Source organism: Ruegeria sp. AL11 (genome assembly GCF_056540865.1).
Genome location: NZ_JBQFXO010000009.1, coordinates 25,138 through 45,901 on the forward strand (window position 1 = coordinate 25,138; position 20,764 = coordinate 45,901).

The following is a 20,764-nucleotide window of genomic DNA, read 5'->3' on the forward strand; positions in this document are numbered from 1 at the left end:
AGTCTTGTTTATATATTGACCAACCGTTCGGTTAATGCAATGATAAAAATGAAACGACATCTGGCAGAGCAGTCATGAGCGATACGATTCTTGTAGAAGATCACGGGACCTGGGTTGAGATTACTCTGAATCGTCCTGACAAACTGAACTCATTCAATGATGAGATGCATTACGCGCTGCAAGACGCGCTGAAATCCGCCCGAGACAACGGCGCGCGCGCCATCCTTTTGACCGGTGCCGGGCGCGGATTTTGCGCCGGACAGGATCTTGGTGACCGTGATCCATCGAAAATGGACGGCCCGCCTGATCTGAGCAAAACCGTGCGGACCTTCTATGCGCCTTTGGTGCGATTGATCCGGTCGCTGAACTTCCCGGTTATTTGTGCTGTGAACGGTGTTGCTGCCGGAGCCGGGGCCAATCTGGCCCTAGCCTGCGACATGGTTTTGGCAGGCGAAAGCGCCAAGTTCATTCAGAGTTTTGCCAAGGTCGGCCTGATCCCTGATACTGGTGGCAGTTGGCACCTGCCCCGCCTTTTGGGAGAGGCCAGAGCAAAAGGATTGGCGTTTACGGCACAACCCTTGCCAGCAAAACAAGCAGAAGACTGGGGCCTGATCTGGAAAGCCCTGCCCGATGATCAGTTGATGACCGAAGCCCGCGCATTGGCAAAGCAATTTGCCAACGGTCCGACCGTTGGGCTGGGTAAGACAAAGCAGTGCATTCAGACCGCGACGACCACCACCCTTTCTGATCATCTTGAAATCGAAGCGGACGCTATGAAAATCTGCGGGGAAAGTGCGGACTATGCCGAAGGCGTGTCTAGCTTCCTCGAAAAACGCGTACCAAGTTTTCAGGGCAAATGACGATGACCCCGCAAGAACGCGCCGCTAAATCTGCCGCTGCTATGTGGGCCAATGATGAGGCCAGCAAATGGTTCGGCATGGAACTCGTTAACGTCGACGAAGGCCGCGCCGTTCTGGCACTGACCGTCGCAACTCATCACTGCAACGGCCATGGCATATGCCACGGCGGCGTCACCCATGCCCTGGCAGACAGCGCGTTTGCCTTTGCCTGCAACAGTCGCAACGTGGCGACCGTCGGCCAACATACAATGATGAGCTATCTCGCACCGGGCCGCCTGGGAGACCGCCTGACCGCAACCGCAACAGAAACTGCTGTTGCAGGTCGTAGCGGTGTCTATGACGTGCGCATCACAAATCAAGATGGCATCACTATCGCCGAATTCCGGGGTATGTCCCGCGCGGTTGGTGGTCAGAATTTTGTCGAATAGAAATACGCTGGAGGAGCAACGCAATGGACGCCCTGTCCCCCAACAAAGCTGAATTGGACCCGATCGAAATCGCATCGATCGACGAAATCCGTGCGACACAGCTTGAACGCCTCAAATGGTCGGTCCGACATGCCTACGAAAACGTGGCGATGTACAAGCAGCGCTTTGATGAGGCGGGTGTCCATCCGGATGATTTGCAACAGCTTTCGGATATTTCTAAGTTCCCGTTCACGTATAAAAACGATCTGCGCGACAACTACCCTTTCGGCCTTTTCGCTGTCCCTCGCAGTGAGATTATTCGACTGCACGCGTCTTCCGGGACAACCGGCAAACCAACTGTGGTGGGCTATACCAAAGCTGATATCGATAACTGGGCAGATTTGGGTGCGCGTTCGTTGCGGGCGGCAGGTTTGCGTAAGGGCGATTTGGTCCACAACGCCTATGGCTATGGCCTTTTCACAGGCGGCCTGGGCGCCCACTATGGGATCGAACGTTTGGGTGCGACCGTTGTCCCCATGAGCGGCGGGCAGACCGAGAAACAGGTCGGCTTGATAAATGATTTTCAGCCCGACGGGATCATGGTGACGCCGTCATACATGCTCAACATCCTTGAACAGTTCCACAAGTCTGGGCTCGACCCCAGAAAAAGCTCTCTCAAGGTCGGCATTTTCGGAGCAGAGCCCTGGACAGACGCAATGCGAACGGAGGTTGAATCCGCATTCGACATGCACGCGGTCGATATCTACGGCCTGTCTGAAATCATGGGCCCCGGCGTCGCGAGCGAGTGCGTCGAAACAAAAGATGGTCCCGTGATCTGGGAGGATCACTTCCTACCAGAGATCATTGACCCGGCCACAGGCGAAGTACTGCCCGACGGCGAAACCGGCGAGTTGGTGTTCACCACTTTGACCAAAGAAGGTTTGCCAATGATCCGCTACCGAACGCGCGATCTGACTTGTCTGTTGCCTGGAACGGCGCGCTCGATGCGCCGGATGGCAAAGATTACCGGCCGCAGCGACGACATGATGATCCTGAGGGGCGTGAATGTTTTCCCCAGCCAGATCGAAGAGCAGGTCATGGCGACGGGCGGTCTGGCCCCCTACTATCAGATCGAACTTTACAAATCCGGCCGAATGGACGCGATGCGGGTGTTTGTCGAAGCGTCAGCAGACTCAACCGACGAGATGTCAAAGACAGCCGCAGCCCGAATGCTAACTAAGCGCATCAAGGACGTTGTTGGCGTTTCAACGGAAATTGTTGTAGGTGATCCAGGCGACGTCGAACGCTCTCAGGGCAAGGCGAAGCGCGTCATCGACAACCGCGATAAGGAATAAGCCGTGGCCCGGACAATCGCCAAAGACCACGACCAGAAGCGGGAACAGATTCTCAAAAGAGCTGCGAAAATCTTTGCAGACCAGGGGTTCGACCGCGCCTCGATGACCTTGTTGGCAAAAGAGTGCGGGATCTCCAAGGCGAACATATACCATTATTACGACAGTAAGGATGCCATCTTGTATGACATCCTTGAGACCTATCTACGTGATTTACGTGACCGCATTTGCAACGTTGATTTCGAAGGGCTTGAGCCTGAAGAGAAACTTCGAAAGGCAGTCCGCGAAATCTTGTTCGCCTATCAAGGTGCTGATGACGAGCACCGGGTTCAGATCAGCGGTATGAACGCCCTCGCCGACGACCAGCAAAGGAAACTGCGCGAGTACCAGCGTGATATGGTCAACTTCATTAACAATATCCTACAGGAGCTGTCTCCAGAGACATTGGGTGATGACAAAGCCAAGTTGCGCGGAGCCACAATGTCAGTTTTCGGCATGCTGAACTGGTATTACATGTGGAACACGGGAGCCGGAACCAAGGCGCGTGAAGACTATGCTGATCTGGTCAGCACACTGACGGTCCACGGCATTCGAAAGTTGTAGGCGGGAAGCACACTTTTCGCTGAACAGTTTCTCATTGGTTTCCACGGTGAGGCCTCATTCAAGACGAATGTCAAATCGATTGATGCGACAATTGGATGTCGGCTTCAACACCAAGGCGAGCAGGTCGTTGCCGATCTTCTGGCCAACGGCAAAATTGCACGAGGACAGATCGACCCAATTAAGCCCCCATTTCCCTGGCAAGCGCGATTGGCATCGCTAAGGACCACCTGCACCCGGACCTCAAACATATCACCGCATCCCTCAATCTGTGCCGCCGCGGCGTCGAGGCCAAGGTCATCGCTGTAGACAAGGCGCCCCAACCCGATCCCCATCTCCGGTCCAAGCTACTCCGCGCCCCTGGCTTGGCCCGTGATCTAAAAGTCAGGATTCAAATGAAGGATACTGCGCGGCCGGAAAATCTCCCCGGCGCCCTCATCCGCGCCCGGGCTCAGCTCGCCTTTCTATCAAGGAGACTCACGCCGCGATTCTCGACGACTCCTAGCCGCACGAACTCACACTCAAGCGTCTGGTCAGCGTGACCCATCCACTAGATTGGATCGCGCAGGAACGCATATTCGGCTTCTGAAACCCCCAGATTCCGCTCCCTGATACGGGATTCTCCCTTCTTGTTCCGTCGCACAATTCCCTGTTCCCACAAAAAATTCCCTTTAAATTGTCGGGTAATAGTGAAATCTGGCCCAAAATCGACCCCGCCAATATGCGGCACTGAGACTGAGGCTTGAATCGTGCTCCGAGTGTACGGTTTGCTCCGTCTGAGATTGAAAACGCATGCGCCAACTCGCGAGAATTGCGGCACAATTCCGGATCAGTAAATACAACTGAAGTGAGACAAGTATGAGTGGCGGGGAGACAGGGATGCGAACCAGTCTCAGTTTGCCTCGGGAACCGCAAACCTATCCGGACCAAAGTTGACGCTATTCGCTAAGAGCGAGGGCGCGGGTCATCTTGAAGGTCTCTAGGCGGGCTAGCGATCTTTTCTAGTTGAAGTGGTTGAATAAGGAGGAATGGACGGAGGCGAATTTCTACAAAGTTCGCATGCGCCTAAAACGCCGTATCGCGCGCCCGCGACAAAGGCGTTTTTTTGCCTGGGCGCCGAACCGGCCCCTGACCGTGACGGGTGGCAGGCGACAAGATTGAGAATCGTCGTGACTTGTGATAATCTATTTGAACAGATCGGCGTATTTTAGTCGATCTAATGAACATATTTTTTTTTATATTTTTTAAATACTTATGGCCAAAACGGCCAATTCTTGCAAGGAGTTTTCCCGATGTCAGAAGACAAGCGTGTTCCGGCCTATTTGCGTATTCTAGTGGTAAACGCCAAAGACGAGGTTCAGCCGAATTCCAAGGTTGTGGTGCGAACCGGTGGTCAGGATGGTGAAGAGGTTAGTGTCCCTTTTGACAAGCCCACAGGTCACTATATCGCCCGCAAGCTGAAACCGGGGCCGGTGACGCTGACCGTTACGCAATCAGGTATGGAAAAACAGGTACGTGGCGCCCTTGTCGGCGACGGCGAAAACAACGAGATCTTTATTCTGGGGGAGGAAGGTGCGCGGACTTATTTTCGTGGCAAAGTCCGGGTACCGATCACCGCAGATCCGGACCTGATCGGTGTGGTACTTGATCGCAAGTTTCGCGATCAGGGTGGCGAAGCCGACGATATCGCCGCTGACCTTGGAATGGCCGTTGAGAAGATCCCTGACCTGGCCCGTCGGGCAGGGATGCGGCTGTTTCGGGTCGGGTCAGCAAACCGTGGTGAGGCCCTTGCCCAACTGACCCGCGCCGAGACTGTCGAACATGTCGGTATCGTGGTGCAAACCCGGGAAGGCGGGTTCAGCTTTCTGACCCGTGAAGTTGTGGTCAAGTTCACCGGCCCACGGATTGAAGAGGTTCGCAAGATCGCCCGCGAGTTTGGCTTGCGCGTCCAGCGCGGGCTTGTTTATGCCGATGGTGCCTTTGTACTTGAGTGGGACGGCAGCCCCGATGAGCTGCTGGATGTGATCGAAAAGCTTGCCGCGCGCGAGGATGTGGAATGGGCCGAGCCCAGCGTCGTGGTCTCGCCCGAGCTTGATGCGATCACCCCCGGCGACACCCTTTGGCCAGGGCTTTGGGACCGCCAACTGATCGGGTTGGAGGACGCATGGCAGAACCTTCAGGACGCAGGGCTGGATACCTTTGGCGACCCCGATATTCTGTTGGCTGTGTGGGATTCCGGCACGCAAACAGCAGGTGGAGTGCCCACCAACTCGGACTATGACGGCACCTTGTCGAACGGCCAGCCCAAAGTCCTGACCAGTTTCGATTTTGAACTGATGGTGGCCAACAATGATGCGCCTTGGGACGATCACGGCTCAGGTGTTGCGGGCGTGTCAGTCGCGATGGCCAACAATCCGACTCCCTTCGGGGCCAGGGGCGTGGTTGGGTCAGCTCCGAATGTGCAGACCATGCTGGTTGCGGGTCGGTTGCCTTACGTCGATATCGAGGTGGCTGACCAGTATATCTGGATGGCCGGTTTCGATCCGCAAAGTCCGCTGGCGGGGTTTCCGGCCGCACCTCCAGCGAAGGGCGCGGATGTCATCACCTGCAGCCTGACACCAGGGGCCGGGTCAGTGCTTTCGGGCACCGCGCAGGCCGCGCTGGATTATGTCACAACCTTTGGGCGCGGCGGGAAGGGGACGCTTTGTTTCTTCTCGACCGGCAACCAAAACATGAACATCACTACCTGGCGGCCCTATGGGGCGTATGAAAAGTGCATCGCGATTGCGGCATCGTCGCTGGATGATGACGGCACTACCGAGATCCGGGGGCCCTATTCCGGCTGGGGTCCAATTGATTTTTGTACCCCCTCGCAGGATGCGCTGGGAACGATTCACAACCCCAATACCGGGTTCATGCCCTGGTCCTCGGCGCATCTGGGCGCGGGGAACCTACCAAGTCGGATTACGGCAACCACCACGCTGACGGCAGCGGCTAGTGCTGGCGCCACGACAATTACCGTTGCCAGTACCGCAGGTTTTGCCGTCAATGCGGTTATTCATCTTGGACCGTTTGGCGCGGTGGGAAGCGAACCGGCCCAGGTCACGGCGGTCAACGCAGGGACCAACACCCTGACTATTCAGGGCTGGGTCGGTGGCTTCTCTGGGTGGGGAGGCGGCCTGATGAATGATCACGCCTCAGGTGACGTTGTTGTGACTGGCCCGGCCAATCACAAGAACAACTTTGGCGGCACCTCTTCGGCGACGCCGCTGGCAGCCGGGATCGGCGCCCTTGTTTTGTCTGCAGATCCGAGACTGACCCATATCGAAGCGCGAGAAATCATGCGTGACACCGCGATCAAGCTTGATCCCACAAATACCGATCCCACCGGGCAATGGCTTGATATCAATGGCGACCCGTCGGTAACCTCTGGTCTGGCGCCGGTCAGAAGCGGCTGGTACGGCTATGGACGGCTTGATGCTGCGGCGGCTGTGCAGGGCGCTATCGACAACATGGCCAACCGAGACCTTGTCATCCGCGACAACCTGTCCGACAGCGGATCGGTCGCAACGATCGGCCAGTTCTGGAACAGTCCTGATATCTGGTGCCGGACCTCTGACCCAGACACTGATCCGGCGGCCTTCCCGGCCAGCTATGCCGTCGCCGGGCCGCATCAGGCGCCGATCCGCGGGCAACAGAACTGGATCTGTCTGCGCGTCGCCAACAATGGCACCACAGCCTCGCTTGATGCATGGGTCCGCATTTCAATCGCGCATTTCCCGGGGTTGGAGTTCACCTATCCGACCAGTTGGCAACCGACCAACGGGCCAGGTGATCCCCTGCCCTCGCCCATGGTGCCCGGCACCTATTTCATTGGAGAGGCCAAGGTGACGGGCGTTGCCCCCGGGGCGGACCAAACCGTCGTTGTGCCCTGGCCTGCTGGGCTTGTTCCGCCGGCCACGGTCCCGACGGCGGGCGGCGATGTCAACTGGCACCCGTGCCTTCTGGCAGAAATTACACCCCATGATGGGCCGACACCCACTGGCAATCACGTCTGGGACGACAACAACCTGGCGCAGAAAAACATCTCGATCGTCGATGCAGATACCGCGCCGGGCGCTGATTTCCGCGCGATTGCCGTTGTCGGCAATATCGAGAACCGGGCCAAGTGCGTCCATGTCGAGATCAACCGGGGCCGTCTGCCCCGGCAGGTCCAGCTGTTCCTTGATCTGATGGATCCTGCGCTGACCCGCCAGGTGTTGCGGGGCGAGGATCAGGGCCCCGACACACCATTCTGGATTGAAAATGACCGGCTGGGCCGACTCCTGAGGATGTCTGATCTGTTTGAAAACAAAGTGCTGCGCGAGCGCATCACCGGGCGTCTTCCGTCAGCGATCAACGACACTTTGACCGCCGTTCGCCCGCCTGTGCGTCCGCCGTGGCGACGCGGTTTGCATGAGGGGCGCGAGGTCATCCTGATGTCGCCGCTGCATCGCATCAGGGTACCGATCTGCGCGGGCCCGGGGCGACTGGTGCCGATGATCATCGGGGGCATACAGACCGGAGAAGCAGAGCCTGGCGAATATGAGATTGTCATGATCCAGCGTCAGGAGGATGGTTCGGTCAGTGGATCAGCAGCAACGCTCCTAAGGATCGACAAGCCAAAGGGCTGACACGAGCGGGCAAGCGGCGGTCAGGTCGATCGGCGCTTGCGGCGAAGTTGATCAAAGCGAAGGCCACTTGATTTTTCGCCGCGCCCTGTTTGCTTGCGCACACCAAACCTTGTGAAAACCGCACCACCATACAAGCGGGTCCGCTGGAAGCTTTGACTGACCTCGATCCCAGCGCGCGGGACTTCCTCTTCGTGGATATCGTAGGGATCGCCACTGCCAAGATTGTGACGCAGCAGGTCGCTGCGCGACCTGATGGGCTCCGGCGGGATCGGGTCACCGTCGATCAGGCGGGGCATCGCAGCGCGGCGCAGCTGGATTTCGCGGATGCTGCCCGGCACATGCACCGGGATAAACGGGATCCAGTTCTCGGGCACGCGAGTCATGACGCGGTAGCGCCAAGCGGCGTCGTTTTCCAAAGGATCGGTTGGCTCAGGAAACGGCACACAGGTCTCGATCCCCCAAACCATGTTGTCATCTCATCGCGGATCAGCTCTGCCGCCTCCAGCGGGCGCCCTTCGTGGATTTTCGGGGCCGAGGGGATCAAAAGGAGGCTGTTATCGGCGGGAATGTCGTTGGGGCCGCATGTGGCGAGGTCGTACATCGACCAGCGCTGCCAGTCCTGATCACCGCCCTTGCCTGCTGCCTCGATCCAGAGCCGTTCGCCAAAGACGTTTGTCACGTTTAGTCCAAGCAGCTTTGCAACAGATCCCGCAAGCATAGCCAGAGGCAACATGAACCAGTCGTTGGCGTAGACCAGCGCAAACTCCATCACCAGAAGGCTGTTGATCTCGGTCGTGTCGGGAGTTGCTATCAAACAAACTCGAAGCAGTCTCAGCTAGGCCAGTATAGCTGCCTTTTTTAACGCAGCAAGTTCATGCCACTCGGCGAGAGCGGCGGCGCGGGTCAGCTTGAAGGTGTCTCGACTGGCTAGCGATCTTCCCTGGTTGAAGTGATTGTAGACGAAGGAATGGACGGAGGCGAATTTCTGTAGACTTCGCATACTCCTGAAACGTTGCATGGCTCGTTCTCTTCCTCGGAACGGCAGGTGAGAGTTCTCAGCACGGTTGTTGAGCCACTTGCCCGTCTGTTGTTTTTCCAGTGCACCCATTTCTCTGAGCACGGCTCTGTGTGAGGCGAAGCGATCCGTAACGAAGGTTTCCACGTTAGCGTGCCGCTTCATCAATTTCCCAAGGAATTTCATTGCTGCAGCCTCGTTTCGGCCTTTGGCGACAACGGTTTCAAGCACATTGCCTTCTTGATCGACAGCCCACCAAAGATAATGCCGATCGCCATTCACCTTCACGAAAACCTCGTCCACATGCCACTCCCATTTGGAGAACGCGCGCAGTTGCTGAACACGCTTTGGTCTGATCTCAGCAGCAAACATAGGGCCAAACCTGTTCCACCAATATCGAACAGTTTCGTGGCTCACGTCGATGCCTCGCGCATGCACCTGATCCTCGACATTCCCAAGCGAGAGCGGAAATCGGATGTACAGCATCACCGCAAGGCGGATTATCTCAGGGCTGGTTTTTAAGTACTTGAAAGAGGCAGGTCTGGTCATTCCCAAACGTTGCGCAACCGCGCTGCCCTGCTTAAGCACAGTTAATCTGACGAGACTCCACTTGGCGTTTTAGGTGCGTCGAATCCTGCTAAATGCCAGCTACGGCACGATGTTCTGGTTCACGCTAAACAGGTTGCCAGGATCATATTGCCGCTTGATCGAGAGAAGCCGGTCGTAGTTCGTACCATAGTTAGCCTTCACCCGATCTCCGTCATCATCGTCCATGAAGTTGATGTAGCCTCCCTGTTCGGAATGCGGCGCCAAGGCATCAGAATAATCACGTACCCATTTGATGTTCTTTTCGTCATCCGCAGGATCATTCGAAGCAGCCAACATCACCATCGAGAAGTTTGCATCGCGATGCCCGAAAGCGGTCGCACCGGGTGCGACTCGCTTGCACGCGCCATCAATCGGATAAAGGTGCATCGAGGCGCTGACACCCGGGGCGTTCGGTCCGTGTCTTACATGCTCAGCAATAGCCGCGTCGGTCAATTCTTTGACGTAGTTGCCCTTCCAATATTGGCGGATCCCTTTTGGGAAGAGACCGTCAAATGCCGCATTAATTGCCGGGAACGGTACCGGGCCAACATGTTCTGCCTTGACTTCTGCAACGTCGTGGAAGGGCTTGAACATCTTTTCACCCTCTGCAGGGTCACCCGCCCAACAGGCTACAAGTGCGACAAACATATCTCCGTGTCGGTCCTCAGGAATAAACGGGAGCGGGGGAGCAACTTGGAACGCCGGAAATCCACCCATCTGTTCCGGCGCGTCTTTGATGTACTCGCGGAAGAACTTCAGGATGTTTTCGGTCTCGGACACTTCATAGAACATTGGCCCCCAATAGACCGTGTCGACCGGGTGCAGCCGATATTCAAACGAGGTGCATACGCCGAAATTCCCGCCGCCGCCTCGGATCGCCCAGAACAGATCGGCATTTTCTTCGTCGCTCGCGATCACCAATTTGCCATCGGCCGTCACGACATCCACCGAAATCAGATTGTCGGCCGAAAGACCGAAGCCGCGGGTTAGATAGCCCACACCGCCACCAAGGGTCAGACCGGCTATACCCGTTGTCGAGATAATCCCACCGGGAGTGGCAAGTCCGAACGCGTGTGTAGCGGCATTGATGTCGCCCCAGGTCACGCCCGCCTCAGCCCGTGCCGTGCGTTTCACAGGGTCCACCCTTACTCCACGCATCCCAGAGAAATCGATGACCACACCATCATCTACGGTACCGAAACCCGGCCCGCTATGCCCGCCACCTCTGATGGCTAGCTTTAGATCGTTGTCGCTCGCATATCTTACCGCCATCATAACGTCGCCAGCATTCGCCACACGAACAATCACTGCAGGACGCTTGTCGATCATGCCATTATGAACGCTGCGGGCGTCTTCATAGCCATCGTCTTCCGGCGTGAAGACGGCGCCATGAACAAGATCGCGAAGCTCACTTGGTGATTTAGCAGTCATGTCTTCCCCCCCTTTATGATACCAGAAGAATACCACAAATGGGCCAAACCAGCTAATTTCCGTTGATGAGGGACATTCGATTGCTGGCCAAGGCACAGCCTTCGCGGTGGGAAAAGTCGCCGACCAAACCAAGTGCCCATTCTATGCTCGAAGCGGACCTTCGTTGCAGTAGATCCGAACAAGCACTCTGCGGACGGAGCAGACATTCAAAGCAGAGGCCCATGCCACCAACAGCTCATAGGTTTTGGATGGTGCTGTCAGACGAATTCGAACCAGTCTCAGTTTGCCGCGGAAACCGCGAACCTATCCGGAACAAAGTTGACGCCACTCGCTAAGAGCGGCGGTGCGTGTCAGCTTGATGATGTCTCGGCTGGCTAGCGATCTTTCCTGATTGAAGTGGTTGTAGACGGACTAGTGGACGGCGGTGAATATCTACAAACTTCGCATGCGCCTGAAACGCTGCATCGCGCGTTCGCGTCGTCGGAAAGGTAGGTGCGAGTTCTCGACGCGGTTGTCGAGCCACCTACGCGTCCTTTGTTTTTCGGTAGCGCCAAGCTCTCTGAGAGCGGCCCGATACGATGCGAAGCGATCCGTGACGACGGCTTCCGCCTTACCGTGCCGCTTCATTAATTTCTTGAGGAATTTCAGTGCTGCAGCTTTGTTTCGGCGTTTGGTGACAACGGCTTCCAGCACCTCGCCTTCGTGATCAACGGCTCGCCAGAGGTTGTGTCTCTAGCCATTCACCTTCACGAAAACCTCGTCCACGTGCCACTTCCATTTGCAATATGCTCTCAATTGCTGAACTCGCTTCCGACTGATCTCAGCAGCAAAAAACGGACCGAACATTTTCCACCAATAGCGGACGGTTTCATGGCTGACATCGATCCCGCGCTCATGCAGAAGATATTCGACATTCCACAACGAAAGTGGAAATCTGATGTACAGCATTACCGCAAGGCGGATGACCTCGGGACTGGTTTTGAAGTACTTGAAGGAGGCATGATTAGTCTTGGGCAAAAGCTACGCAAAACCCCTAACCGCCGCAAGGCAAGTCCTTCTGACAAGACCCCAGAAGATGCGGCAGGCGCGCTGGTAAACCCCTAAATTGCCTCCATCGGGTTAAGTGACGAGACCGAGATACCATCTCATCTAGAGCTCACGAGATCAACCTGTATTTGGACCCGGTCGGGATGTGTGTCGTAAGCCTTGATTTGGTCGCGCTTCCTGATGTTGCGCCGGATATTCTCGAAAGTCCGCGGCCTGACGATCCGCACACTCTGCCTGATGATCAGCCCCAGCCTGGTCCGCTAGACGACATCCTAAAAACGAACATGCCGCAGTACGATGATGACGGCACGCAAAGCGGCTAGAAAACCACCCGCGCCCTTACCTTTTGGCTGGCACGCGTGATCCACACGCCACCCGAAAGTTATTTATCAGAAAAAATGCCCGTTGGATCCAAACGGGCACATTTTCAGTTCGTTTGGGCCCTTATGCGATTGTGTCGTACGCGCTTGGGGCGAAAATGAAGTCGGTTTCATCCAGATCCAGGTTGAAGGCCTGCACGTAGATGCTCTGTTCTTCTCCAAGGTCAATTGTAGCACCGAACAGGGATGTTTCGATCATATCGGATAGCTCGTCGAAGCCCAAGATCCCGGCACCGGACAGATCGATTGTGTCCTGTCCTTGCTGGAACCTTAGAATTTTGTCATGCCCATCGCCTGCGTTGAAGATGAACGTGTCTGCACCAAGACCGCCAGCCAACAGGTCATCGTCGGCCCCGCCGGTGATCATGTCATCGCCCCTGCCACCGCTTAGGTAGTCGGCCCCTTCGTCGCCGTAGAGGCTGTCATCGCCGCGCCCACCAAATACCTTGTCTTTCCCAAGACCCCCAAAACCGACATCGTCACCACGGCCCAGAAGGATCTTGTCATTTCCGCCATTTCCGTCGACGAAATCATTGTCTCGTCCGGTCCGAACGTAGTCTGACTGATCGCCTTTGATCAGGAAATCAACGTCATTTGAGCCGTCGGATTGCAGCAAATCTGCCGGTAGAAGAACCCCGTCCAGCACATGCGCAACGCCATTGCTGGCCGGTACGTCCGTTGCGATCAGATTCGGATCCGCGATGTCGGGATCCGCATCCACCAGCGTCGTGCCATCGACGCCAAGCGTGGCGCCATCCAGCAAGGTCTGGATCGAGGTTGCGTTCAGCACCTCATCTGAGCCCAATTCGCCGGGGGCCACGTGGTATTGCAGAACACTCTGCAAGAGTCCGATTGGATCGCCTCCATTCAGAAGTGCAAGAGCTTCTACCAGGTAGTCGAACGCGCCTGCTTCATCCCCTCCCTCAAAGCCCAAGGCCTGACTTAGCGCGACGAAGGCGGCATCGTTCGGAGCGAAAACGGTGAGGCTGGCATCAGGATCGTCAAGCGCTTCGACCAGGCCTGCGGCCTGAACCGCATTGAACAGGATGTCGAAATCTGTCGCATCGTCGTCGAAGACACCGCCACTTGCCGCAACGATTCCAGCAAGGGTCGGATCGGTGGGCTCGACAGGCTCATTGCCCGGGATGTCGATGGGCAGCAGGACGCGGTCGATGACCTGAATCGTGCCGTTGGAGGCGGAGATGTCCGGTCCAACGATGTTGGGGTTGTCGATATCGGGCTCGTTATCGACCAGCTCCGTGCCTTCCGAGCCGAAAGTCGCACCATCCAGCAGGGTCGTGACCTGATCCGCCGCATCGACCTCGGCCGCCGTTTTGGCGCCAGGAGAGACGTGGTAAGACAGGATGTTCTGCAACAGCGGGATCGGGTCTCCGTCCGGGGCAAGATCGGTCAGCGCACCGGCGATGAAGCCGAAGACAGCGCCTTCGTCGGCTGTGTCTCCGTCAAAGCCCAGATCGACCGCCAGTTGCGTGAAGGCCGCATCGGTCGGAGCAAAGACGGTGATATCGTCGGCGTCCCGCACGAGGCCGTCCAGACCGGCCGTCTGCAGCGCCATCACCAGGATGTTGAAGTCATCCGACCCGGCCGCAATGTCAACGATGTTGGGTCCATTGCCCGGGATGTCGATAGGAAGCAGGACGCGGTCGATGACCTGAATGGTGCCGTTGGAGGCGGAGATGTCCGGTCCAACGATGTTGGGGTTGTCGATATCGGGCTCGCTATCGACCAGCTCCGTGCCTTCCGAGCCGAAAGTCGCACCGTCCAGCAGGGTCGTGACCTGATCCGCCGCATCGACCTCGGCCGCCGTTTTGGCGCCAGGAGAGACGTGGTAAGACAGGATGTTCTGCAACAGCGGGATCGGGTCTCCGTCCGGGGCAAGATCGGTCAGCGCACCGGCGATGAAGCCGAAGACAGCGCCTTCGTCGGCTGTGTCTCCGTCAAAGCCCAGATCGACCGCCAGTTGCGTGAAGGCCGCATCGGTCGGAGCAAAGACGGTGATATCGTCGGCGTCCCGCACGAGGCCGTCCAGACCGGCCGTCTGCAGCGCCATCACCAGGATGTTGAAGTCATCCGACCCGGCCGCAATGTCAACGATGTTGGGTCCATTGCCCGGGATGTCGATAGGAAGCAGGACGCGGTCGATGACCTGAATGGTGCCGTTGGAGGCCGCGATGTCCGGTGCAACGATGTTGGGGTTGTCGATATCGGGTTCATTGTCGACCAGCTCAGTGCCTTCCGAACCGAAAGTCGCACCGTCCAGCAGGGTCGTGACCTGATCCGCCGCATCGACCTCTGCCGCCGTTTTGGCACCGGGGGAGACGTGGTAGGACAGAATGTTCTGCAGCAGCGGGATCGGGTCTCCGTCCGGGGCAAGATCGGTCAGTGCGCCGGCGATGAAACCGAAGACAGCGCCTTCGTCGGCTGTGTCTCCGTCAAAGCCCAGATCGACCGCCAGCTGCGTGAAGGCCGCATCGGTCGGAGCAAAGACGGTGATGTCGTCGGCATCCCGCACGAGGCCGTCCAGACCGGCCGTCTGCAGCGCCATCACCAGGATGTTGAAGTCATCCGACCCGGCCGCAATGTCCACGATGTTGGGGGGAATATCGCCTGCACCAAGATCCTCATACGCCAAACCGGCCCCTTTGACATTCGACGCGCTGACAACTGTCAAAGACGTGCCTGCAGGAGGAACGTTGCCAAAAAAGGTGAAATTGTCAGGCAAAAAACCAGGTTGTTCGACTTCCACCAGCTTGTAGATCTCACCATCGTCGCCCGAAAGCTCCCACACGTTCTCGGCGTAGATCCGGCCGTTGTAGCCGACGGTCTCGTCGCTATCGGCCCTGGTCAGCGTTGCGGTTTGCCCAGACAAGTCATCCCCGAATTCGTTGAACCTCGCATCGCCTGAAAGGTTCTCGTCATTGTCCGAGACAGAAACTTCCACCGTCGGGCTGAGTGGCAACGTGAATTCCGCGTTCAGTTCGATGCGTCCAGACCCAAAAAGGTCTGCATTCTCAAAAGCGGTAAATTTGTAAGTCGCCATCACGTGTTCCTCCGGATGTGTCCAAATTGAGTGTGTAATTTTCACACAGTTGACGGACGAAATGTCGCGATGCTGAAAAATGACAAGGGGAGGCGTGGTATTTTTTCACACAAAGCCATAGTGTTCCAGCATGAGCGACAAGGGTGCTGTCAGACGAATTCGAACCAGTCTCAGTTTGCTGCGGAAACCACGAACCTATCCGGAACAAAGTTGACGCCACTCGGCGAGAGCGGCGGTGCGTGTCTGCTTGAAGGTTTCTCGGCTAGTAAGCGATCTTTCCTGGTTGAAGTGGTTGTAGACAGAGGAGTGGACGGAGGCGAACTTCTGCAAACTTCGCATGCGCCTGAAACGTTGCATGGCGCGTTCGCGTCTTCGAAACGGGAGGTGTGAATTCTCAACGCGGTTATTGAGCCACCTGCCCGTCTGCTGTTTTTCGGCAGCCCCAAGCTCTCTGAGAGCGGCCCGATACGATGCGAAGCGGTCCGTCACAATCTCTTCCGCACAGCCATGGCGCTTCATCAATTTCCGGAGGAATTTCAATGCGGCCTGCTTGTTTCGGCGTTTGGTGACGACTGCTTCCAGCACTTCGCCATCATGATCTACAGCCCGCCAGAGGTAGTGCCTCTTGCCATTCACCTTCACAAAAACCTCGTCCACGTGCCACTTCCATTTCGAGAATGCGCGCAGTTGCTGAACTCGCTTTCGTCTGATCTCAGAAGCAAACATCGGACCGAACCTGTTCCACCAATATCGGACGGTTTCGTGGGAAACGTCGATCCCGCGTTCGTGCAGCAGATCTTCGACATTCCGAAGCGAGAGTGGAAACCGAATATACAGCATCACCGCAAGGCGGATGATCTCGGGGCTGGTCTTGAAATACTTGAAGGAGGCAGGTCTGGTCATGGGCAAAAGCTACGCAACCGCCCTCCCCCGCTCAAGCAATGTTAATCTGACAAGACCCCTGAAAGGATTGCACATCCCCAACTCGAACTGCTGGTCCAGCAAAGAGCTTTTCCGTACAATGCGGAACTAGATCCAACCCGATATAGAGCCTTATGAAGGCAAGTTGGACACTCGCGTAGCTGGTCTGAGGACGACCCGCTGTTGCCGGTGTGCGCAATCCGTGAAGAACTAAAACAGCGAACATTGCGAGAAAACCGATAAACGCGCAGGCACATAGAATGTTGATGGTTCCCATCCCCGTCAACGTGGAGATACGCCAGCCGACCAAAAGGGGGAACAAACCCAAAAGAAAAACCAACCTCGGTATCGCGATAGGTGCCAACAAAGTCAGCGCAACGGACAAGCCAAGAAAACCGATCAGAAAGTAAATCGCAGATGAACTCTTGAGCGCCGAAACTGCTTCATCGCTTACTCCGAAATGCGACAAACCTAACCAGATAAGAATGGCGAGCAACGCTGCAATACCGGTGAGCACGGCAGAAGAACCACGAAGCGTCTGTATCATTCGAGGATAGGTCAAAACTGCGCCTCCAAGTCAGGTCATCTTTTGTCGAATGAGCGATCAGGTTCTCCGACTAGACAGTTCAGCACCCACGGGTAGCTTGTGGTGACATAGTATCCGTACTGGCCGTCCACAGTCATGCCATTGCACTTATCCAGATCGCCAGCCCCAGTGAACTCGTAGTCGTCGATATATGTCCCGTCCGGAGTACCACCCGGCCCGTTAGGCGGCGCAGGCCGAGGCGTAGTTTTGAGTTGGTAGCCGGAAATCGCAGGTCTTATCGTACCATCCCTGTCTTTGAATATCGTCCCGTAGATCGGAAAGCCGTCAGCTGCAAAACCAATAACTGGAGACGGCTTATCAAGGTCGTGATCCAAAAACAGTGCATTTGGATTGGAATGGTAGTGATACCTGCCATCGGGCTGGGCATGGGCATTGTGCAGATCTACACCAAAATACTGATCGTAGGACGGCGGATCAAGCAGCCATGGATCAGTGTCTCGACACCCCGCCAATACATTGCCGTTCTTGTCTGCTCGCGGGCCGCTCGGGCGATAACACCCAGCCGAAAGCAAATCGACCGGCACGCCATTCAACAAAATGGCATCATAACTCCGTTGCGACAGCGCGGTTTGGTTGCTGGTCTTCTCCGGATTTCTGGGAATCCGAAAAGTGCCAGGCAATTCGCGTACATTGTTAGCGAAGTTGGCTGTAGGCCCATTGAAATCATGGTTAGGAATGCCATTGGTCTTGAGGGTACAGTGCTGGCTTTCTGCCGAGATTTCGATTTCGGAGTTAAACCGTTGTTGGCGCGTGACGTCTTCCACCGAAGCGGAATACACTCCTGCATAATCCGCGCAGTCTCCGGACCGGTTGCTGAACAAAAGATTGGTGATGTCTTGGGTTACGTTTTGCGCATGAGCCTGCAGGGCCATAAATCCTGTCAGAAGCGCACTGATTATCAATACTTTCAATCGCATTGCTCAATCTCCTTGGGCTTTCGGAAATTCCAAAAAATGTTAATGATGAGAGTTGTTTTTGGTCATCCTACCTTCAGAAGGCGACGCGGTCTCCTCCCTTTAAGTCTAGGATTTCCCTTGCTTCATCTGGGGTCGCGACCTGAGTGCCCAGATCTTCTACAATACGTCGAATTTTAGCGACTTGCTGAGCGTTGCTTTCGGCCAACTTTCTACGTGAGATGAACAAGCTGTCTTCTAGGCCAACGCGAAGATTGCCGCCCATCTGACTTGCAGTGGTAGCAAGCGACATCTGCGCACCGCCGGCTCCGAGAACGGACCAGCGGTAGTCATCACTAAACAGGCGATCTGCTGTGCGTTTCATGAAGATCAGGTTGTCAACCTCAGGCCCGATACCACCGAGGATTCCAAAGATAAACTGAATGAAAATAGGTGCTTTGAACAACCCGATATCCACGCAGAATTTCAGGTTATACAAGTGGCCGACATCGTAGCATTCGTGTTCGAACTTGATGTCATGCGGCGCGAGCGTTTCTGCCGCCTCGCGAATATCCCGGAATGTGTTGCGAAAGATGTTCTGATCGGAGTTCGCGACATAGTCCTTCTCCCAATCAAACTTCCAATCGTCATCGCCATATCGGTTGGCCAATGGGTGAAACGAGAAGTTCATCGAACCCATATTCATCGAGCACATTTCGGGGCTGAAAGTCTTGGCCGGATTGATCCGGTCCTGAATGGACAATGTCAGCGATCCACCGGTCGATAGGTTCACAACAGCGTCCGTTGCCTGTTTTATACGGGGCAGGAATGGCGCGAAGTCGTCCGGATCGACCGATGGCGACCCATTCTCAGGGTTGCGGGCATGGAGATGTAGGATCGACGCTCCGGCCTCGGCGGCCTCGATCGCCTGCCGTGCGATGTCGTCGTAAGTGTACGGCAGCGCATCCGACATGGTTGGTGTGTGGATCGCTCCTGTTACAGCACATGTAATGATGGTCTTTTTCTGACGGGCCATAGGTTCAGTTTTCCTTGGATTGTCCGGTGTGCTTTACGCGATAGCCCAGCGGGAAAAGTTGCAGATCATAGCGGCTACGGATCACGCCCCAGATGCCTTTCGGCGCCTTGAGCATGACGACAATTGCGACCACGCCGAGAACGATCAGGTAAGTTGTTCCTAGGTCGGCCAGCGTTTCGCGCAGCGCAAAGAAGACGAGTGTGCCGATAATCGGTCCTTCGATGGTACCGATGCCGCCGATCACTACGATGAAGATGACGAAGGCAGTCCAATCATTGACGCTGAACGCCGCATCCGGCGATATGCGCAGCTTTTGCAAGAAGATCAGCGCGCCGATCATCGCCGTGAATGCCGACGTGACGACGTACACTATGAACTTCGTTCGCCAGATATCGATGCCAAGGCTACCGGCGGCCAGTTCGTTGTCCCGAATTGCCGTCAACGCCAATCCTTGACGCGAACGCAGGAAGAGATACACGGCGGTTACAACCAGCACGGCGGCCCCGAGTGCCAGCCAATAGCTCAGCGCCTCACGCATCGCGCGGCCGGACGCCAGAGATTTAACGATGGCCACGGGTAGCGAAGATCCTGATCCCCCGCCAAGCGCTGAGATTTGCGCGAAACTCAACCGAAAGACCTCAGCGATGACCCAAGTGCCTATCGCAAAATATGCGCCCCGAAGCCTGAAGATCAGTACAGCAACAGGGATAGAGATTAATGCCCCCAGCACTCCTGCAGCTGCGATGGCAACCAATGGGTTCAGCCCGCCCAGCATAGTTAGTGCGAAGAGCATATAGCCGCCGAAGCCCACATAGGCTTGCTGACCAACCGAGACGAGGCCGGCGTAGCCCGCCATGAGGTTCCAAAGCGTGGCAAGGGAAAGATAGAGAAACAGCTCTCCCATCAAGCGCATGTCGGCGCGGCCTGCCCACCAGGGCGCTGCAATCAGAACAAGCAGAGCAATTGCGGTTAGGATCGCAGCAATTCTGGCCGCTTTTGATGATCGAGATACAGAATAACCTTGCAGATTCATCCAGAAACCCTCGGGAAGAGGCCGTTCGGACGAACGGCAAGAATAACAAGGAAGGCAATATGGCCGGCTAGTACTTGCCAGCCCGGATCAATCTTGGCTCCGATGGTTTGCGCGACGCCAAGAATAACGCCGCCAATGAGAGTGCCCCAAAGGTTGCCAAGCCCGCCGATAATGACAGCCTCAAAGCCAAAGATCAGGCGGCCCCCGCCAATCGAGGGATCAAAGCTTGTCCGAATGCCAAGCAGAATACCGGCGATTGCCGTCACGCCGAGGGCCAGCGCCATGGCCAAGCCAAAGATGTGTCGGCGATTGAGGCCCATGAGCTGGGCAATGTCTTGATTGTCGGACACCGCTCGAAATGCGCGACCGATAGCAGTGTGATAAAAGGTCCATTGGAGCCCCCAGATCACGGCGATTGCAATCCCGAAAGTCAGCAGCGGCAAGATCCCGAGGGTCACACCGCCTACCGCAATGCTGGCTGTTTCCAGAGCACCAGCATTCAATGTTTGCGGGTCGGCTGTGTAGGCCTCCAGCAACCCGTTCTGGATGATTACACTCAGCCCGAAGGTCACAAGCAGCGGTGGAAGGATATCGTCGCCCAGGGTTTGGTTCAGTAGGCCGCGTTGAAGGGCATACCCAATCAGAGCCATAGCGGGAACGATAATCACTAATGCGGCCATCGGGTGCATCCCGGTCGCTGTCGTCACGGTCAGCCCAAGATATGCAGCCAACACAATTAGATCGCCATGGGCAATATTGACTAGCCGCATAACCCCAAAGATCAACGAAAGACCTGCGGCAAACAGCGCATATAACCCGCCCAGCAAAGTTCCCTGCACGACAGCGTTCAGCCATTCCAT

General features: G+C 56.2%; 17 protein-coding genes and 1 pseudogene. 6 read left to right on the forward strand and 12 right to left on the reverse strand.

The window, feature by feature from the left end:
* The first annotated feature begins 74 nt into the window (after window positions 1–74).
* From paaG to ACR0IP_RS15090, 5 genes are all read left to right on the forward strand, one after another.
* Window positions 75–860, forward strand: a complete 786-nt coding sequence (gene paaG / locus ACR0IP_RS15070) for a 2-(1,2-epoxy-1,2-dihydrophenyl)acetyl-CoA isomerase PaaG (RefSeq protein WP_480526474.1) — start codon at window positions 75–77, stop codon at window positions 858–860.
* Window positions 861–862: 2 nt separating this feature from the next.
* Window positions 863–1,288: a hydroxyphenylacetyl-CoA thioesterase PaaI gene (gene paaI / locus ACR0IP_RS15075; RefSeq protein ID WP_170668388.1), complete on the forward strand. Its 426-nt coding sequence runs from the start codon at window positions 863–865 to the stop codon at window positions 1,286–1,288.
* Between the two features lie 23 nt (window positions 1,289–1,311).
* Entirely contained in the window at window positions 1,312–2,622 is a 1,311-nt protein-coding gene (paaK, locus tag ACR0IP_RS15080; protein WP_170375277.1) for a phenylacetate--CoA ligase PaaK, read from the forward strand.
* A gap of 3 nt (window positions 2,623–2,625) precedes the next feature.
* The gene (locus tag ACR0IP_RS15085; protein ID WP_170375276.1) at window positions 2,626–3,222 is read left to right on the forward strand and encodes a TetR/AcrR family transcriptional regulator; all 597 of its coding nucleotides are present in this window, start codon (window positions 2,626–2,628) and stop codon (window positions 3,220–3,222) included.
* 1,289 nt (window positions 3,223–4,511) lie between these two features.
* Window positions 4,512–7,892 carry a S8 family serine peptidase gene (locus ACR0IP_RS15090; protein ID WP_480526476.1) on the forward strand — a complete coding sequence of 1,127 codons (3,381 nt, stop codon included), beginning with the start codon at window positions 4,512–4,514 and terminating at the stop codon, window positions 7,890–7,892.
* 20 nt (window positions 7,893–7,912) lie between these two features.
* Here ACR0IP_RS15090 and ACR0IP_RS15095 read toward each other — a convergent pair whose 3' ends face one another.
* From ACR0IP_RS15095 to ACR0IP_RS15115, 5 genes and pseudogenes are all read right to left on the reverse strand, one after another.
* Window positions 7,913–8,275, reverse strand: a complete 363-nt coding sequence (locus ACR0IP_RS15095) for a hypothetical protein (protein ID WP_480526477.1) — start codon at window positions 8,273–8,275, stop codon at window positions 7,913–7,915.
* Window positions 8,272–8,706 carry a hypothetical protein gene (locus tag ACR0IP_RS15100; protein WP_480526478.1) on the reverse strand — a complete coding sequence of 145 codons (435 nt, stop codon included), beginning with the start codon at window positions 8,704–8,706 and terminating at the stop codon, window positions 8,272–8,274. The genes ACR0IP_RS15095 and ACR0IP_RS15100 overlap by 4 nt, the downstream gene beginning before the upstream one ends.
* Window positions 8,707–8,727: 21 nt before the next feature.
* Entirely contained in the window at window positions 8,728–9,456 is a 729-nt protein-coding gene (locus ACR0IP_RS15105; RefSeq protein ID WP_480526479.1) for an IS6 family transposase, read from the reverse strand.
* Between the two features lie 99 nt (window positions 9,457–9,555).
* Entirely contained in the window at window positions 9,556–10,926 is a 1,371-nt protein-coding gene (locus ACR0IP_RS15110) for an FAD-binding oxidoreductase (RefSeq protein ID WP_480526481.1), read from the reverse strand.
* 303 nt (window positions 10,927–11,229) lie between these two features.
* Window positions 11,230–11,889: pseudogene (locus tag ACR0IP_RS15115) on the reverse strand (IS6 family transposase).
* Here ACR0IP_RS15115 and ACR0IP_RS15120 point away from each other — a divergent pair.
* Window positions 11,797–12,030, forward strand: a complete 234-nt coding sequence (locus ACR0IP_RS15120) for a hypothetical protein (protein WP_480526683.1) — start codon at window positions 11,797–11,799, stop codon at window positions 12,028–12,030. The pseudogene ACR0IP_RS15115 and the gene ACR0IP_RS15120 overlap by 93 nt on opposite strands.
* A gap of 387 nt (window positions 12,031–12,417) precedes the next feature.
* Here the strand turns inward: ACR0IP_RS15120 and ACR0IP_RS15125 are convergent, their stop codons facing one another.
* The 7 genes from ACR0IP_RS15125 to ACR0IP_RS15155 all read right to left on the reverse strand — a co-directional run bounded on the left by ACR0IP_RS15125 (window position 12,418) and on the right by ACR0IP_RS15155 (window position 20,764).
* Window positions 12,418–15,414 (reverse strand): fasciclin domain-containing protein, encoded by a 2,997-nt coding sequence (locus tag ACR0IP_RS15125; RefSeq protein ID WP_480526482.1) that lies wholly within the window; start codon window positions 15,412–15,414, stop codon window positions 12,418–12,420.
* Between the two features lie 195 nt (window positions 15,415–15,609).
* Window positions 15,610–16,317, reverse strand: coding sequence for an IS6 family transposase (locus ACR0IP_RS15130; protein WP_480526674.1), 708 nt, complete (start codon window positions 16,315–16,317; stop codon window positions 15,610–15,612).
* Window positions 16,318–16,348: 31 nt separating this feature from the next.
* Entirely contained in the window at window positions 16,349–16,897 is a 549-nt protein-coding gene (locus ACR0IP_RS15135; protein WP_480526484.1) for a hypothetical protein, read from the reverse strand.
* Window positions 16,898–16,917: 20 nt separating this feature from the next.
* On the reverse strand, window positions 16,918–17,859 hold the full coding sequence (locus tag ACR0IP_RS15140) for a YHYH protein (protein WP_480526485.1): 942 nt from the start codon (window positions 17,857–17,859) through the stop codon (window positions 16,918–16,920).
* A 73-nt stretch (window positions 17,860–17,932) separates the two neighbouring features.
* Window positions 17,933–18,871, reverse strand: coding sequence for a 3,5-dioxohexanoate:acetyl-CoA acetone transferase (kce, locus tag ACR0IP_RS15145; protein WP_480526486.1), 939 nt, complete (start codon window positions 18,869–18,871; stop codon window positions 17,933–17,935).
* A 4-nt stretch (window positions 18,872–18,875) separates the two neighbouring features.
* On the reverse strand, window positions 18,876–19,904 hold the full coding sequence (locus ACR0IP_RS15150) for a branched-chain amino acid ABC transporter permease (protein ID WP_480526488.1): 1,029 nt from the start codon (window positions 19,902–19,904) through the stop codon (window positions 18,876–18,878).
* Window positions 19,901–20,764, reverse strand: coding sequence for a branched-chain amino acid ABC transporter permease (locus ACR0IP_RS15155; protein WP_170768545.1), 864 nt, complete (start codon window positions 20,762–20,764; stop codon window positions 19,901–19,903). Before ACR0IP_RS15155 ends, ACR0IP_RS15150 begins: the two co-directional genes overlap by 4 nt.

Coding starts and splice junctions, on each gene's coding strand:
- ACR0IP_RS15130 (WP_480526674.1), bottom strand. CDS start 16,317: ATGACCAGACCTGCCTCCTTCAAGTATTTCAAGACCAGCCCCGAGATC.
- ACR0IP_RS15095 (WP_480526477.1), bottom strand. CDS start 8,275: ATGACTCGCGTGCCCGAGAACTGGATCCCGTTTATCCCGGTGCATGTG.
- ACR0IP_RS15090 (WP_480526476.1), top strand. CDS start 4,512: ATGTCAGAAGACAAGCGTGTTCCGGCCTATTTGCGTATTCTAGTGGTA.
- ACR0IP_RS15140 (WP_480526485.1), bottom strand. CDS start 17,859: ATGCGATTGAAAGTATTGATAATCAGTGCGCTTCTGACAGGATTTATG.
- paaI (WP_170668388.1), top strand. CDS start 863: ATGACCCCGCAAGAACGCGCCGCTAAATCTGCCGCTGCTATGTGGGCC.
- kce (WP_480526486.1), bottom strand. CDS start 18,871: ATGGCCCGTCAGAAAAAGACCATCATTACATGTGCTGTAACAGGAGCG.
- ACR0IP_RS15150 (WP_480526488.1), bottom strand. CDS start 19,904: ATGAATCTGCAAGGTTATTCTGTATCTCGATCATCAAAAGCGGCCAGA.
- paaK (WP_170375277.1), top strand. CDS start 1,312: ATGGACGCCCTGTCCCCCAACAAAGCTGAATTGGACCCGATCGAAATC.
- ACR0IP_RS15155 (WP_170768545.1), bottom strand. CDS start 20,764: ATGGAATGGCTGAACGCTGTCGTGCAGGGAACTTTGCTGGGCGGGTTA.
- ACR0IP_RS15110 (WP_480526481.1), bottom strand. CDS start 10,926: ATGACTGCTAAATCACCAAGTGAGCTTCGCGATCTTGTTCATGGCGCC.
- ACR0IP_RS15120 (WP_480526683.1), top strand. CDS start 11,797: ATGGCTGACATCGATCCCGCGCTCATGCAGAAGATATTCGACATTCCA.
- ACR0IP_RS15125 (WP_480526482.1), bottom strand. CDS start 15,414: ATGGCGACTTACAAATTTACCGCTTTTGAGAATGCAGACCTTTTTGGG.
- paaG (WP_480526474.1), top strand. CDS start 75: ATGAGCGATACGATTCTTGTAGAAGATCACGGGACCTGGGTTGAGATT.
- ACR0IP_RS15105 (WP_480526479.1), bottom strand. CDS start 9,456: ATGACCAGACCTGCCTCTTTCAAGTACTTAAAAACCAGCCCTGAGATA.